This is a genomic window from Clostridium nigeriense (assembly GCF_900086595.1).
Taxonomy (GTDB): domain Bacteria; phylum Bacillota; class Clostridia; order Clostridiales; family Clostridiaceae; genus Clostridium; species Clostridium nigeriense.
Window position 1 is genome coordinate 2,028,967 of record NZ_LT575472.1, and the last position, 15,044, is coordinate 2,044,010.

20 protein-coding genes are annotated in these 15,044 nt (G+C 24.3%); 19 read left to right on the top strand and 1 reads right to left on the bottom strand.

Going from position 1 to position 15,044, the window contains the following annotated elements; all coding sequences use genetic code 11:
• Window positions 1–26: 26 nt before the first annotated feature.
• From BN6774_RS19095 to BN6774_RS09720, 6 genes are all read left to right on the top strand, one after another.
• Complete coding sequence (locus BN6774_RS19095) at window positions 27–254, top strand: YggT family protein (protein WP_407922097.1); 228 nt, start codon at window positions 27–29, stop codon at window positions 252–254.
• The gene (locus BN6774_RS09700; protein ID WP_066893072.1) at window positions 254–1,024 is read left to right on the top strand and encodes a YlmH/Sll1252 family protein; all 771 of its coding nucleotides are present in this window, start codon (window positions 254–256) and stop codon (window positions 1,022–1,024) included. The genes BN6774_RS19095 and BN6774_RS09700 overlap by 1 nt, the downstream gene beginning before the upstream one ends.
• 17 nt (window positions 1,025–1,041) lie before the next feature.
• Window positions 1,042–1,641, top strand: coding sequence for a DivIVA domain-containing protein (locus BN6774_RS09705; RefSeq protein ID WP_066893074.1), 600 nt, complete (start codon window positions 1,042–1,044; stop codon window positions 1,639–1,641).
• A gap of 105 nt (window positions 1,642–1,746) precedes the next feature.
• Window positions 1,747–2,661, top strand: coding sequence for an RluA family pseudouridine synthase (locus BN6774_RS09710; RefSeq protein WP_066893076.1), 915 nt, complete (start codon window positions 1,747–1,749; stop codon window positions 2,659–2,661).
• Between the two features lie 11 nt (window positions 2,662–2,672).
• Entirely contained in the window at window positions 2,673–3,212 is a 540-nt protein-coding gene (gene pyrR, locus BN6774_RS09715; protein ID WP_066893078.1) for a bifunctional pyr operon transcriptional regulator/uracil phosphoribosyltransferase PyrR, read from the top strand.
• Between the two features lie 11 nt (window positions 3,213–3,223).
• Window positions 3,224–4,381 carry a THUMP domain-containing class I SAM-dependent RNA methyltransferase gene (locus BN6774_RS09720; protein ID WP_066893080.1) on the top strand — a complete coding sequence of 386 codons (1,158 nt, stop codon included), beginning with the start codon at window positions 3,224–3,226 and terminating at the stop codon, window positions 4,379–4,381.
• 51 nt (window positions 4,382–4,432) lie between these two features.
• Here the strand turns inward: BN6774_RS09720 and BN6774_RS09725 are convergent, their stop codons facing one another.
• The gene (locus tag BN6774_RS09725) at window positions 4,433–6,181 is read right to left on the bottom strand and encodes an Rqc2 family fibronectin-binding protein (protein WP_066893082.1); all 1,749 of its coding nucleotides are present in this window, start codon (window positions 6,179–6,181) and stop codon (window positions 4,433–4,435) included.
• 94 nt (window positions 6,182–6,275) lie between these two features.
• Between BN6774_RS09725 and dapF the strand changes: the two genes are divergently transcribed.
• The 13 genes from dapF to BN6774_RS09790 all read left to right on the top strand — a co-directional run bounded on the left by dapF (window position 6,276) and on the right by BN6774_RS09790 (window position 14,980).
• Complete coding sequence (gene dapF, locus BN6774_RS09730; protein ID WP_066893084.1) at window positions 6,276–7,097, top strand: diaminopimelate epimerase; 822 nt, start codon at window positions 6,276–6,278, stop codon at window positions 7,095–7,097.
• A gap of 10 nt (window positions 7,098–7,107) precedes the next feature.
• Window positions 7,108–8,106, top strand: coding sequence for a hypothetical protein (locus BN6774_RS09735; RefSeq protein ID WP_066893086.1), 999 nt, complete (start codon window positions 7,108–7,110; stop codon window positions 8,104–8,106).
• A 123-nt stretch (window positions 8,107–8,229) separates the two neighbouring features.
• Window positions 8,230–9,612: a GspE/PulE family protein gene (locus tag BN6774_RS09740; RefSeq protein ID WP_066893088.1), complete on the top strand. Its 1,383-nt coding sequence runs from the start codon at window positions 8,230–8,232 to the stop codon at window positions 9,610–9,612.
• Complete coding sequence (locus tag BN6774_RS09745; RefSeq protein WP_066893091.1) at window positions 9,587–10,636, top strand: type II secretion system F family protein; 1,050 nt, start codon at window positions 9,587–9,589, stop codon at window positions 10,634–10,636. Before BN6774_RS09740 ends, BN6774_RS09745 begins: the two co-directional genes overlap by 26 nt.
• Entirely contained in the window at window positions 10,636–11,127 is a 492-nt protein-coding gene (locus tag BN6774_RS09750) for a prepilin-type N-terminal cleavage/methylation domain-containing protein (RefSeq protein WP_066893093.1), read from the top strand. The genes BN6774_RS09745 and BN6774_RS09750 overlap by 1 nt, the downstream gene beginning before the upstream one ends.
• Window positions 11,124–11,555, top strand: a complete 432-nt coding sequence (locus tag BN6774_RS09755; RefSeq protein ID WP_066893095.1) for a prepilin-type cleavage/methylation domain-containing protein — start codon at window positions 11,124–11,126, stop codon at window positions 11,553–11,555. Before BN6774_RS09750 ends, BN6774_RS09755 begins: the two co-directional genes overlap by 4 nt.
• 43 nt (window positions 11,556–11,598) lie before the next feature.
• The gene (locus BN6774_RS09760; RefSeq protein ID WP_235829601.1) at window positions 11,599–12,030 is read left to right on the top strand and encodes a prepilin-type cleavage/methylation domain-containing protein; all 432 of its coding nucleotides are present in this window, start codon (window positions 11,599–11,601) and stop codon (window positions 12,028–12,030) included.
• Window positions 12,030–12,407, top strand: a complete 378-nt coding sequence (locus BN6774_RS09765) for a hypothetical protein (RefSeq protein ID WP_066893099.1) — start codon at window positions 12,030–12,032, stop codon at window positions 12,405–12,407. Before BN6774_RS09760 ends, BN6774_RS09765 begins: the two co-directional genes overlap by 1 nt.
• Complete coding sequence (locus tag BN6774_RS09770; protein ID WP_066893100.1) at window positions 12,400–13,026, top strand: hypothetical protein; 627 nt, start codon at window positions 12,400–12,402, stop codon at window positions 13,024–13,026. Before BN6774_RS09765 ends, BN6774_RS09770 begins: the two co-directional genes overlap by 8 nt.
• Window positions 13,010–13,417 carry a hypothetical protein gene (locus BN6774_RS09775; protein WP_066893102.1) on the top strand — a complete coding sequence of 136 codons (408 nt, stop codon included), beginning with the start codon at window positions 13,010–13,012 and terminating at the stop codon, window positions 13,415–13,417. The genes BN6774_RS09770 and BN6774_RS09775 overlap by 17 nt, the downstream gene beginning before the upstream one ends.
• Window positions 13,414–13,785, top strand: a complete 372-nt coding sequence (locus BN6774_RS09780) for a hypothetical protein (RefSeq protein WP_066893104.1) — start codon at window positions 13,414–13,416, stop codon at window positions 13,783–13,785. The genes BN6774_RS09775 and BN6774_RS09780 overlap by 4 nt, the downstream gene beginning before the upstream one ends.
• Window positions 13,786–13,943: 158 nt before the next feature.
• The gene (gene efp, locus BN6774_RS09785) at window positions 13,944–14,501 is read left to right on the top strand and encodes an elongation factor P (RefSeq protein ID WP_066893106.1); all 558 of its coding nucleotides are present in this window, start codon (window positions 13,944–13,946) and stop codon (window positions 14,499–14,501) included.
• Window positions 14,502–14,617: 116 nt separating this feature from the next.
• A complete protein-coding gene (locus BN6774_RS09790) occupies window positions 14,618–14,980 on the top strand; it encodes a CD1247 N-terminal domain-containing protein (protein ID WP_066893108.1) in 363 nt (120 codons plus the stop codon).
• Window positions 14,981–15,044: the final 64 nt, after the last annotated feature.

The window sequence follows — 15,044 nt, forward strand, 5'->3', positions numbered from 1 at the left end:
TTTAAATAGAAATAGTTTTTTTAGCGATCAGATTATTAACTAGGGCCTTAGAAATAACTATTTTTTTAGAAATTATATTATCAATTTTTCCTTCTATTAGGGAAAATTCATTTTATAATATTATTGCATCTTTTAATTATCCAATATTGCAACCATTTAGGGTTATTCAAAGTAAAGTTTTTAAGAATAATATAATAGATTTTTCACCATTATTTGCAATAATGTTATTATCTTATATTAGGATGTTATTTTAGTGATAACAAAAGAATTTCTAATTAAGAACTTTACTGAAGAAGATGCAAAAGAAGCTGTAAAAATATACGAAAATTATAAGTTAGCTTATGAAAAAGACATAACAATATTTACGAATAGTTTTTATTCTCCTAATATATGGAGCTTTTTTGAAAGACATTGTAATAAAGGCGATTTCTCAGTTGAAAGTATTGGAATTTTTCAAGAAGCTGACAGGCGAATGATATCTTTTAATAATTGTTACAATCTAAATTATCCTATTGATATTATAGAAATTACTAATAAGTCTAATTTTTCAATATTAAGACATAAGGACTATTTAGGAGCAGTTTTATCTTTAGGAATTGAAAGAAATAAAATAGGTGACATTGTTGTAAAAGACAATAAAGCTTATTTACCTATTATTGATGAAATAAGTAGTTATGTTTTATCTAACTTAAATTATATTGGTAAATCTCCAGTTGAGGCAAAGATTTTATATGATTTAGATGAAATACCATCTGTTGATTTCCAAGAATTAATTATTAATGTCGCTTCATTAAGGGTAGATAGTGTAGTTGCTAAAATAGCCAATATATCTAGAGCAAAATCCATAGAACTTTTAGATAGTGGTAAAGTTTTAATAGATTATGTAAAAGCAAAGGATAAAAGCCAAGAACTTTTAAAGGGTTCAAGATTAACTATTAGAGGAATTGGAAAATATATAATTGGAGATATTGTTGGCGAAACAAGAAGTGGTAAACAGAGAATTATAATAAAAAAATATATATGATGTGTAGAGGTGATTTTATGAAGCTTACTCCAATGGATATAAGTAATAAGGAATTTAAAAAGGGGTTTAGAGGATACGACAGTGATGAGGTCGATGAATTTATAAATGAAATTATAGATAACTACGAAGAATTATTTAAAGAAAATTCAAGGCTTAAAGAAAATTTATCAAGAGTTAATGAAAAATTAGAGCATTATGTAAAAATAGAAAATACAATTCAAAACACTTTATTATTAGCTCAAAATGCTGCTGAACAAGCTAGAGAAACAAGTCAAAAGGAAGCTGATATGATTCTTAAAAATGCTAATGATGCAGCTAAGAAAATTTTAGATAAAGCTCATAATGATGTTGTATCTATTAATGATGAATATGAAAAGGTAAGACAAGAATTTATAAAATTTAGAGCAAAATTTAGAAACTTTATGAATGCTCAAACTGAAACTTTTGATGAATTAGAGAAAGATTTAACTAAGAATTATAATATTTCTGAACCAGTAGAAAAGTTTATTGAAGAAAAAAGTATTCAGCTATCAAGCAAGAATATTGAAGAAATAGATGAAGTTTATACTGAAAATATGGATGAAATAAAAAGCTTTTTTGCTCAAACAGAAGAATAAAATCCGTTTAATACGGATTTTTTGTTTTTATTAAAATTTATCTATTGAGAGAAAAGTTTTCATATATTATAATGTGTTAAGAATTAAAAAAATGGAGAATTATTAATGGATAAATTATTTTTTAAAATAACTAATGAAAATCATATAAATATGCGTATAGATAAATACCTATCAAATGTAATTGAAGGAAAATCAAGATCTTTTATTCAAGGATTAATAGATTCCAATTCTATCTTTGTAAATGAAAAACAAGTTAAAAGTAATTATAAATTAAAAAAAGAAGATGAAATATTAGTTATAATGCCAGAACCAATAGAACTTGATGTTAAGCCAGAGAATATTGAACTTAATATTGTTTATGAAGACAAGGATTTAATCGTATTAAATAAGCCACAAGGGGTAGTAGTTCATCCTGCTCCAGGAAATTATTCAGGAACCTTAGTAAATGGACTATTATATCATTGTAAAGATTTATCAGGAATAAACGGAGTAATAAGACCTGGGATTGTACATAGAATTGATAAAGATACTTCAGGTATATTAGTTATAGCTAAAAATGATGAAGCTCATAATATATTAGCTAAGCAATTTAAAGAGCATAGTATAAAAAGAGAATATTATGCTTTAGTAGAAGGAAAATTTAATAAGATAGAAGGAAAAATTGATAAACCTATAGGAAGAAATAAAAAAGATAGATTAAAGATGGCAATAGTTGAGGATGGAAAAAGAGCAGTTACTCACTATGAAGTATTAGAGCAATACAATAATAATACATCATTAGTTAAATGTGTTTTAGAAACTGGAAGAACCCATCAAATTAGAGTTCATATGGCTTCTATTGGGCATCCTTTAGTAGGGGATCCCTTATATGGACTTAAGAAACAGAAATTTAAATTAAAAGGTCAAGTTTTACATGCAAAAACCTTAGGATTTATACATCCTACTAAAAAAGAGTATATGGAATTTGATTCTGACTTACCAGGTTATTATTTAGATTTATTAAATACTTTAAGAAAATAGAGGTGAAAAAAATGAATTTAAAGGCAAATTTATTAGATGATAAAGCTATTAAAAGAACTTTAGTTAGAATATCTCATGAAATAATTGAAAAAAACAAAGGCGTTGAAGATGTTGTTTTAATAGGTATAAAAAGGAGAGGCTATCCTATAGCAGAGAGAATTGCAAAGAATATTGAGAATATTGAAGGAATTAAGATTCCAGTTGGCTCAGTGGATATAACATTATATAGAGATGATATAACAGAAATTAAGGATACACCAAAGGTTAATAATTCCAATTTAGGTGTTGAAGTAATTGGAAAGAAAGTAATATTAGTAGATGATGTTTTATATACATGTAGAACTGTAAGAGCTGGTATTGATGCTATTATGGATTCAGGGAGGCCAGATCAAATACAATTGGCTGTTTTGATAGATAGAGGTCATAAAGAATTACCTATAAGAGCTGATTACGTTGGAAAGAATATTCCTACTTCTAAAAGTGAAATTATAGCTGTAGAAATTGAAGAAATAGATGGAGAAGATTCTGTTAAAATTTACGAAGGAAAATAAAGGAGAAAAATATGGAATATGATTTAATTGCAACAACAACCTTTGGATTAGAGGGAATTACTGCAAAAGAATTAAAGAACTTAGGTTATGAGGATTTAAAGACTGAAAATGGTAAAGTTCATTTTAAAGGGGATGAAATGGATATAGCTATTGCTAATATTCATTTAAGAACTGCAGATAGAATTTTAATAAAAATGGGAGAATTTGAAGCAAGAAGTTTTGAAGAGTTATTTCAAGGTACTAAAAATATAAAATGGAGTGAGTTGATTCCAATAGATGGATTTATGCATGTTAATGGTAAATCAGTAAAATCTACCTTACATAGTGTACCAGATTGCCAATCTATAGTAAAAAAAGCTATAGTTGATAGTATGAGCAATTCATATGGAGTAACCCAATTTGCTGAAGATGGGCCATTATATAAAATAGAAGTATCTATTCTAAAAGATATTGTTACATTAACTATAGATACCTCAGGACCAGGACTTCATAAAAGAGGATATAGAGAAGAAGCAGGTGCTGCACCATTAAAAGAAACTTTAGCAGCTGCTATGGTATTAATATCAAGATGGAAAGAAAATTTTACTTTGGTAGATCCTTTTTGTGGATCAGGAACTATATTAATTGAAGCAGCTATGATTATGCAAAATATTGCACCTGGGTTATGTAGATCTTTTACTTGTGAAACATGGCCAACAATGGAGGAAGATATTTTTGAGCAAGTAAGAGAAGGTGCTGAAAGAGCAATAAAAAATAAAGATATTAAACTATTAGGATATGATATAGATGGAAGAATATTAAAGGTAGCTAGAAGTAATGCAGAAAAAGCTGGTGTAGCTAAATATATAGAATTTCATAGAAGAGACTTTAAAGACTTTTCAAGTGGTGAAAAATATGGTTTTATAATATCTAATCCTCCATATGGTGAAAGATTAGGTGAAAAAAAAGAAGTAGAAGAATTATATAAAATCTTTGGAAGTTATAAGAAAAAGTTTATAAATTGGGATTATAATATTTTAACTTCTTATGAGAAATTTGAACTTCCATTTGGAGTAAAGTCCAGTAAAAATAGAAAGCTTTATAACGGTAAACTAAAGTGTTATTACTATCAATATTTTGATAATGAATTAATAAAAAATCCAGGAGATATGCTTATTAATCATATTTAAAGTAAGGCTATAATCATGAAAAATGGGGATGTTTTCAACAACCCCATTTTTTTATTTTACTATTTTATTATCTTCAAATTTCAAATTATGAAATTCAGTTGGTTCTGTATAGATAGTATAATTAGTATTATATATAACCATTCCTGGCTTAGCGCCATTTGGTTTTTTTATATTTTTAACTAAAGTATAATCTACTGGCACCTTAGTAGAATTCTTTGCTTTACTATAATAAGATGCAAGGATAGCAGCTTCTTCTATTGATATATCAGAAGGTGTTGTGCTACAAAGAATTACATGGGAACCAGGAATATTTTTAGTATGAAGCCATAAATAATTTTTGTTTGCAAATTTTAATGTTAAATAATCATTTTGGATATTATTTTTACCGATATATATATCAATTCCATCTGAAGAAATTATATGAATTGGTTTAGAACTTTTATCTTTTTTATTCTTTTTAGTGTTACCTTTAAATTTTAAATAACCAGTTTCTATTAATTCTTTTTTTATATCATCTATTTCTATATAACTTTCACAATTTAAAATATTTGTTAATACTGAATTTAAATATTCTAATTCTTCTTCGTTTTTATGAAGTTGATAAATAGCTGATTCCTCAGATTTCTTCAATTTGTTATATTTTTTATATAATTTTTGAATATTTTCAGAAGGTGTTTTATTTTCATCTAATTTAATAGTTATATATTCTTCTTCATTTTCATTATAAAAGTTTAATAAAGTTATTTCTTTTGCACCTTTATTAATCATATAAATATATGATGTCAATAAATCACCATAAATTCTATATTTTTCTTTTTCTTTACATTCTTTTAATATATCATTTAGTTTTTTTCTTTTATTATTACATCTATCGATATTAGTAATGATTAATTTTTGTAAGTCCATACTTCTACTAAATAATCTATCTTGCTTATCTTTTATAGTAAAAAACTCATCTAATAGTGAACTAGGATCAGAGAATTTAATATTTGAATATCTTTCATTGAGAGTATTTAATTCAATACAATGAAAATCTTTAAAAACTTCTCCTTCTTTGTAGATATAGTAATTTAAATTATCATTTAAATTTTCTACAAAATTTTTAAACAAATTAAAAATAATATCTTTATTTATGGTATTATTATCTTGTAGGAAATTTATATATAAGTTTCTAGATAAAGGTTTTCCGATGCCAGTAAAAACATTTGTAAAGAAATCTTCATTTATTTGTATTTCTTTATTATCTAAAAACGTATTATAATCATCAATAGAGAAATTAAAAGGGTTTAATTTGTTAGATTTAGGAGGATACACATAATTTATGCCAGGATATAGAACTCTATAAGTATTTATATCAGCTGATATATGCTTAATACACTCCATAATTTTATTATCTCTTTCTCTAACAAGGGTAATATTACTATGTCTACCCATGATTTCAACTATTAAAACATATTTACTATCAAAACCAAGTTCATCAGTAGATTCAATATGTAATTGAATTATTCTATCACCGTTTAATTGAGTTATATTGGTTATTTTTCCACCAATTAAATATTTCCTCATTACCATGGTAAACATTGGTGCTTGTAGAGGATTTGGTTTACTTATATTAGTTAAATGTATTCTTGGAAATTTTGAAGAAGCAGATATTAATAATTTAATATTTCCTCTATCTTTTCTAAGTGTTAAAATTACTTCATCTTTTTCTGGTTGATTAATTTTATCTATTTTACAATTTAATATTGATTTTTTTAAATCATGTACTAAACTATATAAGTAGATTCCGTCCAAAGCCATAAGTATCATCCTTTCTTTGGTAATAACATAAGCATAGTATAACATCTAATAGTTAATTTTATCAATGGGATATAAGGGGAAAAGGAGGGGTTTTATGAATTTTGTTAAAATGGAAGGTTTGGGAAACGATTTTATATTAATTGAAGATTGTGAAGAAAAATTAATTGAAAATGAAATAGAACTTGCTAAAAAAGTTTGTCATAGGAAATTTGGTGTTGGAGCTGATGGTTTAGTTATACTTAGAAAATCTGAAGTGGCTCATGGTAAGATGATAATTATAAATAGTGATGGTTCCAGAGCAAATATGTGTGGAAATGCTATTAGATGTTTTTCTAAGTATTTATATGAAACAAAATTAATAAAAGAAGATAAAATATTAATTGAAACCGGTGATGGAGTTAAAGAAGTAGAATTGATAATAAAAAATGAAAAGGTAAAGTTAGTTAAAGTAAATATGGGGAAAGCAAGCTTTAAAGGAGAAGATTTATCACTAAATTCAAGAAAAATATTAATAGATGAAGAAATATTAATTAATAATAAGATGTATAAGTTAACTAGCCTTTTAATGGGTGTTCCTCATACAATATTAATTAATAATAATGATGAATATTCTATAGAAGATGGAAAAATAATAGAAAAGTATGATGAATTTAATGAAGGAACTAATGTTAATATAGTGAATATATTAAATAGAAGCAATATAGAAGTAAAAACTTGGGAAAGGGGTGCTGGAGCTACATTAGCATGTGGTACTGGATGTTGTGCATCAGTAGTTGCATTAAATAAATTAGGACTTAGCTCTAATTTGGTTAAGGTAAAAACTCTAGGTGGAACTTTAGAAGTAAATATTTTAGATGGAGAAGTTTATATGATTGGTGAAGCAAACTTTATTTGCAAAGGTCAATTATTATTTTAAAGAGGTAAACATGAATATTAAAGGGAAAAAAATAAGTAGAATTAAATTCAGCCTTATAACTTCAACTTTTCTATTACTTACTATGTTTTATGGATGTAATAAAGAAACGGAAGAGGTTAATAAAATTCAATTAAAAAGTGGTGCAATAGCAATTGAAAATTTAGGTGAGTATGAAATATATAATTTAAATAATGGTAAATATGAAAAAATGGATATTGATTATGTAATCAAGTCTTTTGATTCTAAAAGTAATAATTATATTTTTTACGAAGATGAAAAATTTAAAATAAATAATTTAGGAAAAGTAATTTCTATTGAAGAAAGTAAAAATGTTTTATCACCTAAGTTATCAAAAGGTGGAATATATGTAAGTTATTTTGTTAAGGATGGATATTTAGATTTAATAGTTAAGGATATAGATAAAAATAGAAATATAAATATTGATAGTAAAGTTTCTATATCAGGTGAATTAATAGATTGGTTAAACGAAGACACATTAGTTTACTATGGTGTTGATGATAATAAAAATAATGGTTTATTTATATATAATTTATCTGAAGATAAGGAAGAATTATTATATAAATTAGATTCTGGGTATATTGAATATTTAAAGGTTTTGGATAATGGATTAGTATTTCTTCAAGAAAAAGAAGGTAAACAAAAGTCTTTAAAATTCATTAATGAAAATGGTGAAATAAGAGATTCAATAGAAAATATTGTAGAAGCAAGTGGTGTTGAAGTAACGCCAGAAGGGATATTTATTTTGGGGAAAATGGAAAACAACAACTATTCGTTGTACGAATTTACTGATGGAAAAATAAAAAGACTCGTTTACGATTTTCCTAAAATAATAAATTTAGAAAAGGGATTATCTAAAGATTCTAATGGAAACATTTTATTTGTTGGAGGCGATGACTTAAGCAATGAACAAATATATGTATGCAATGATGGAGTAATTAGCTTGCTGGATACAGAAAATGGAGATCATTATTTTATAGATTATAATTAAGGATATTTATAACATAGTTATAAATATCCTTTTTTTATTATTAAAATCAAAGAAACTCTAAATGAATGTAATTTTATGTATAAAAATATTGAATATGGACATTAATTAAAATGGTGATTTAAAATGAACAAATTAAAAATTCTTGATATTGATTTAAATGTAGCTAGAAAATTAGGTATTAATAAGGTGAAAAAATATTGTATTTTACCAATAAAAGAAGAAAGTAATAAGGTGATAGTATTTGCATCTAAAGATATAACAGATAACAAGGAAGAAATAGAATTTATTTTTAATAAAAAAGTAGAAATTTTTAAAGTAAGCGAGGAAGAGATAGAAGATTTAATATATAAATCTTTTTTGGGAGAACAGGAAAACCTTGTTGAAATAATACTATCAAAATCTATTTATGAAATTGCTTCAGATATACATTTTGAACCACAAAGAGAAGATATTATCATAAGAATACGAATTGATGGTATATTAGTACCTTTTGCTAAAATTAAAAATCAAGAATATCAAAAAATACTTTCACAAATTAAAGTTTTAGGAAATATGGACATTACTGAAAGAAGAAAACCTCAAGATGGAAAAGCCTATATAAAATTAGGTGATAAGGATTACGACTTAAGATTATCTACTATACCAATTGTTTATGGAGAAAAATTAGTCATCAGAATTTTATATGGTGAGATATTTAATCATGACATTAATAATTTAAATTTAAGTACATTTCAAAGAGAAAAATTAAATAAAATGATTTCTATGAAAAATGGTCTTATTTTAATAAATGGACCCACTGGTAGTGGTAAATCTACCACGTTATATTCAATTTTGAAAGAAATCAATAAAAATGATGTTAATATTACCACTTTAGAAGACCCAGTTGAAGTTTTAATAAAAGGAATTAATCAAGTAAGTTTAAACAAAAAGGCTAACATTACCTTTGCAACTGGATTGCGTAGCATATTAAGACAAGACCCAGATATTTTAATGATTGGTGAGATAAGAGATGAAGAAACGGCAAGTATGGCAGTTACTGCATCACTAACTGGACATAAGGTTTATTCTACAATCCATACTAAGACTCCTAAGGAAGTTTTTTTTAGATTAGAGGATATGGGGGTTAAATCTTATTTAATTAAGGATTCATTAATAGGAATTATTTCTCAAAGATTAATAAAAACTTTATGCAATAAATGTAAGGGAATATATAAAGAAGTAAAGATAAATGATAAATTTATAACATCATATAAGGCTAATGGTTGTATTTACTGTAATTATACAGGATATAGAGGGAGAAAATCAGTAAGTGCAGTTGTATATATTGATGAAAAAATTAAAATATTAATTTCAAATATTTTCCAGGAAATAAAGGAACTAAGTAATGAAGAAATGATACTAAATTTAAGATATTTAATTGAAAATGGATTTATTACAGTAGATGACTATAATAGATTTTTAATAGAAGAGGGTTTGAACTATGAAAAAAATAGAATTATTATATAGAAAAGAAAATTATAATAATTTATCTTTAATTGCTGGGAATATAGCTATACTTTATAAAGAAGGCATTTCTATGGTTATGATTACAGATTTACTTAAAGAATTGCCACTAAATAAAGCTTATAAAGAAAGTATTAGAGGAATTAAAAATTATATTTTGAATGGTGAATCATTAGAAACTTCTTTTAAAGCTTATTCAGATTTATATCCAGAATTTTTTATTGGAATGATAGCTATGGGTGAAAAAAGTGGAAATCTTTTTAAAGTTTTAAAAGGCTTAGAAGAATATTATAACTTTATTATCTTTTTTAAAGATACAGTTACAAATGCTTTATCTTATCCTTTCCTAGTATTAATTTCTACTATTTTTTTGTTAATTTTTCTTATTATTTTTGTAATTCCCAATTTATATGATTTTTATATTAGTTTAAATATTGATGCACCTTTTATTTGTGAATTAAGTTATAAATTTTCTGTTACTATACGAGAAAACCCAATTAAACTCTCTATTTATGTTATTAATATAGTTTTATTACTATGGTTTTTATATAAAAATTATTTAAAGAGTAATTTTATAAATTTACTTAATAGAATTACATTATACAGAGAATTTAATGAATTTTTATTTGTTTCAATCTTAGGAATAATTATAAAAAGTGGTGTTAACTTATCAGAAGGACTTGTATATGCAGCAAAAAGTTTTAAAAAGAATGATTTGAAAGATAGATTTATAAGTTTGAACAATAGTATTTTAGAGGGGCGGGGAATATCAGAGAGTCTCATAAAGAAAGGATATTATTCAAATTATACTATTTCCATTATTAAATTAGGAGAAGAAGGTGGATCAATAGATGAAAGGTTAGATTCTTTAACATCTTACTTAGAGAAAAAATTAATTAATGGAATTAGTAAAAAAATAGCTATTCTTCAACCAACAGCAATATTAATTATTGGTGGAATTGTTATTTCTTTTTTAATGATATTTGTAGTTCCATTATTCTCCTCTATGTATGAGGTAGCAATGTAATGAAGAAAGGTTATACTTTGATTGAACTAATAATAGTAATATCTATAATATCAGTTATTTCTTCAATCACTATTATAAATGTAGTTAAGGTTAAAGAAAAAATGGAGATGATTGAGTTTAATAATGTATCTAATGAAATAAAAGCCTTATTAAGCTTTGGTAAAGCCTATTGTAGAAGAAATAAGGTTCCAGGGCAAATACTAATAGGTTTAGATAGAAAAACCATAACTTTTGAGGTAACAAATCAAGAACATCCAATTACAAAAACAATGATACTAAGTAAAAATATTGAGGTAGGAAGCAATTTTATAATATCTTCTAGTATTACAAGCAACAACAATAATATCACAGATGAGGGGTTTATAAAATCAGCAGGAACTATTGTCTTAACTCATAAAAGTAACAAAAAAATAGAAATAACTATAAGTGTAGGAAATGATATTATCAGAAATAAACAAAATGATAATGAAGAAGGAGATATTATACAATGAAGAAAGGAAGTACAGTAGTTGAATCTATAGTATCCTTGTCAATTTTATTAATAGCATTAACTCTTTCAGTTCAAATTTCTATAATTTCATCAAAGTCTATAATTTTAAGAAAAAATAAGGAAAAGGCAAATAGAGTAGCTTATGCAATAGAAAATGAAATAAAATATAATATTAGTTTTAGTGATTTAAAAGAAAGATTAGAACAGGGAAATTTATCTTATAAATATACAGATAATATTTTAGAAAAGTTATTGGATACTTCACTTTTTTATTTAGAAAGTGGAAATGGGATATTAGTTAAAAAAATAAGAATTAACTCTACAGAAGTTAATTATGAAATATATACACTTAAAATAGAAATATTAGATTCCGGGGGAGGAGTTTTAACTGAGAGAGAATTTATTAAATCTTATTGGATGGATATATAGGAAAAAGAAATATGGGTTTTCTCTAATAGAGCTAAATATATCTATGTTAATACAAATAATAGTACTTACATTAGCTCTTAATGGAGTAATTATAGCATTTAAAGGATATTCAGTATTATTTAATAATTCAAAGTTTGAAGATCCTTTTGATGACTCTATCCTTAATATCGAAAGACTTTTAAAGGGATATATGATTAAATCAATAGAAATTAATGAAGATATGTTAAATAGTAAGGGAGAAATATTAATTAATTATAAAATTGATAATAATAAAGCAGATATTAAGAAAAAGAAGATTTTTTTAGATTCTAATAAGAAAAAGATAATATTAGAAACTTATAATAAAAATGATTTTAGGATAGGTGTTAACACTATTATGATAGATGTTTCTAGTTTTGAAATAATAAAGAAAAGTAATATATATTATTTAAAAATAACTAATTTAAATAATGATGAAAGGATAATTTGTTTATAATGAATAGAAAGAAGGCCTTTGCTCTTTTAGAAACATTAGTAGTATTAATGCTAATTGTTTTATTGGTAAGCATTTCAATTAATTTAATTAGCTATAATTATTTAAAATCTCAAACTTTTAATTCTTTTAGTGATAAAAAGACATTGAATATTGAAGAGGAAATTATCTTAAAGAATATTAATAAAGAAAAAAATTATACTTACGAAGATAGTAAATTTAAGCTAATTAAAAAAAGTGATGGCTATTACCTTGTAAGGAAAGAATATAATTCTAATATATATTTAAGGCTTGATATTAAAAGTCGTAATGGAGAAAATATTTTGGTACCAACTTATTATAAAACTAAGAATATAATGGGAGATATTAATTATGATTAGTAAAATTAATGTTTATAATGATAAATATTATTATAAAAAAATAGAATATAATGAAAATACAGTAGATGTTTTAATAAATAAATTAGGTAAAAAGAGGAAAGTAATATTGTATTGTGAAAATATATTTATAAAGAAATATATTTATCTTGGAAATAAAGTTGAGAAATATATAGAGGAAAAGATAAATGAAGATTTTACAAATAAGAATAATCTTTTATTTCATTATGAATTAGATAAGGAGAATAAAGTAATTTATTTATATTCTTTAAGGAATGACAAATTCAGAATATTATATGAAGATGCAATAGAATTAAGCATTGAACCAATACAGTTTAAAGTGAAAAATCTTATAGTAAAAAAGTATAGGGGGAATAAAGATTTTTTGATTATATATAAGGTGAAAAATCTTTATAATGTATTAACCATAGAAAATTGTTTAATTACTGATTTAATAATGAATAAAAGTTTTAGTGAATTAGAAGGATATATAAATGATAAAAGAAGAAAGGATACTATTTTAGTAGTTGATAAATATATAAAAGAAAGTAAAGAAATTAAAGATATAGAAATTGATTATTTTATTAATTTAGGAGTAGGAACAGATGAGGATATATGTTAAAAATAAAAACTTTATACCTTTAGATTTTATAAATAAAATAAACAGTAAAGCTAATAGAAATAATAATAGATTACTTACTATTTTGTTAATAATTAATATTTTTATAATTCCAACTTCAGTTTCAAAGATAAAAAATAATATAATAAATAATAAAGTTATTCCAGTAGTTAATATTAATAATGATGATATAGATATTAATAAAGAAAAGATAAAGAAAGCTCTTAATATAATTAATAATAATATTAGTAGTATGAAGATTCAAAATAACCATGGACTTATTGAAGTTAAATCTATTGAAGAAATATATAATATGGAAAAGGAAGAAATTATTAAAATTAATATTTTAAATTTTAATAATGAAACAAATTTTACTGCTGAGGTAGAATTATGATTAAAAAGAGTATTTTGTATTTATTAGTTATTTTATTAACATTAATCCAGTGTTTTATATTAATAAATTTTAAAAAAATAGATATAAATAAAGATTCGAATTTCAACGATAGTTATGGTATAACTAAAGAAAAAAATGCAAAATATATTAAAGAAATAATGAGGGATTTTAATGATTATAATACTTTAACAATTTTAAGCTATAATAAGATTGAAGATGGTAATTGGAAATTAAAGTGTTTATTAGAAGGAAGCAAAGAAGAAGTTCTTAAGGATATAGGAAAACTAAATTACTATAATATAATTAGTTATAGTTTAAATTATGAAAACAGTAATATATTATTAGAAGTAGACCTACTAAGCAAATAAATACAGAAAATTACTAGATATTAATATAAATAATTGCATTTATTTGTGAATTTTGATAAAATATTTTTGTTATGTCATAAACATTGTTGAAGTTATGACTATTTAGGTAACCAGGGAGTTATACTAAATATGTAATAAAGTTTTTGGAGGGATATTTAATGATATCAGCAGGAGATTTAAGAAAAGGTACTACTTTCGAGTATGAAGGACAAGTTTATACAGTAATAGACTTCTTACACGTTAAACCTGGAAAAGGTGCAGCTTTCGTAAGAACTAAGCTTAGAAACGTTATTTCAGGCGGAGTTACTGATACTACTTTCAACCCTACAACTAAGCTTCAAGAAGCAGTAATAGAAAGAAAAGAAATGCAATACCTTTATTCAGATGGAGAATTATATTACTTCATGGATCAAGAAACTTTTGAACAAATACCATTAAACTATGAGAAAGTTGAAGATGCTATAAAGTTTATAAAAGAAAACATGTTTGCAGTAATTAAATTCTATAAGGGAGAAGCTTTCTCAGTAGAAGCTCCAAACTTTGTTGAATTATTAATAACTCAAGCAGATCCAGGAGTAAAAGGAAATACAGCTACTAATGCTATGAAGCCTGCAACATTAGAAACAGGAGCAGTAGTAAATGTTCCTATGTTTGTTAATGAAGGAGATGTAATTAGAGTAGACACTAGAACTGGTGAATACATGGAAAGAGTATAATAATCAAAAGCTAAGTTTTTACTTAGCTTTTTATTCTATTATGCTTTTGAATTTTTTGTTATAATATTAGGGAATAATGTAAATGGCTTAGTTTTATTTTTTAAGGAAGTGAAAATATGAAAGAATTTAAAGATAAAATTGAAAACATTAAAGATGAATTATCGTGTATTGAAGATGATAAATATAAAAATTTATTTGGAAGTTTATTATCCATAATTGAAGACATTACTTATTCTATAGAAGAGATGAACGATAAACAAGAATCCTTAGAGGAAAGTGTTAAGTATATTGACGAAGATATTATAGGATTACAAGATGAGCTTTTTGAAGAGGTTTCTATTGAGGACTTAATGGAAATAGAAGAAGAATATGTAGAAATAAATTGTAAGCACTGCGATAAGCCTTTATTTGTTGAAAAAGAATCTATAAACAAGAACAAGAATTTACCGTGTCCATTTTGTAATAAAGATGCAATTTAATAAATATAATTCTATTTATAAAAATAAAAGTTGTAAAAATGATTTAATCATTCTTTACAACTTT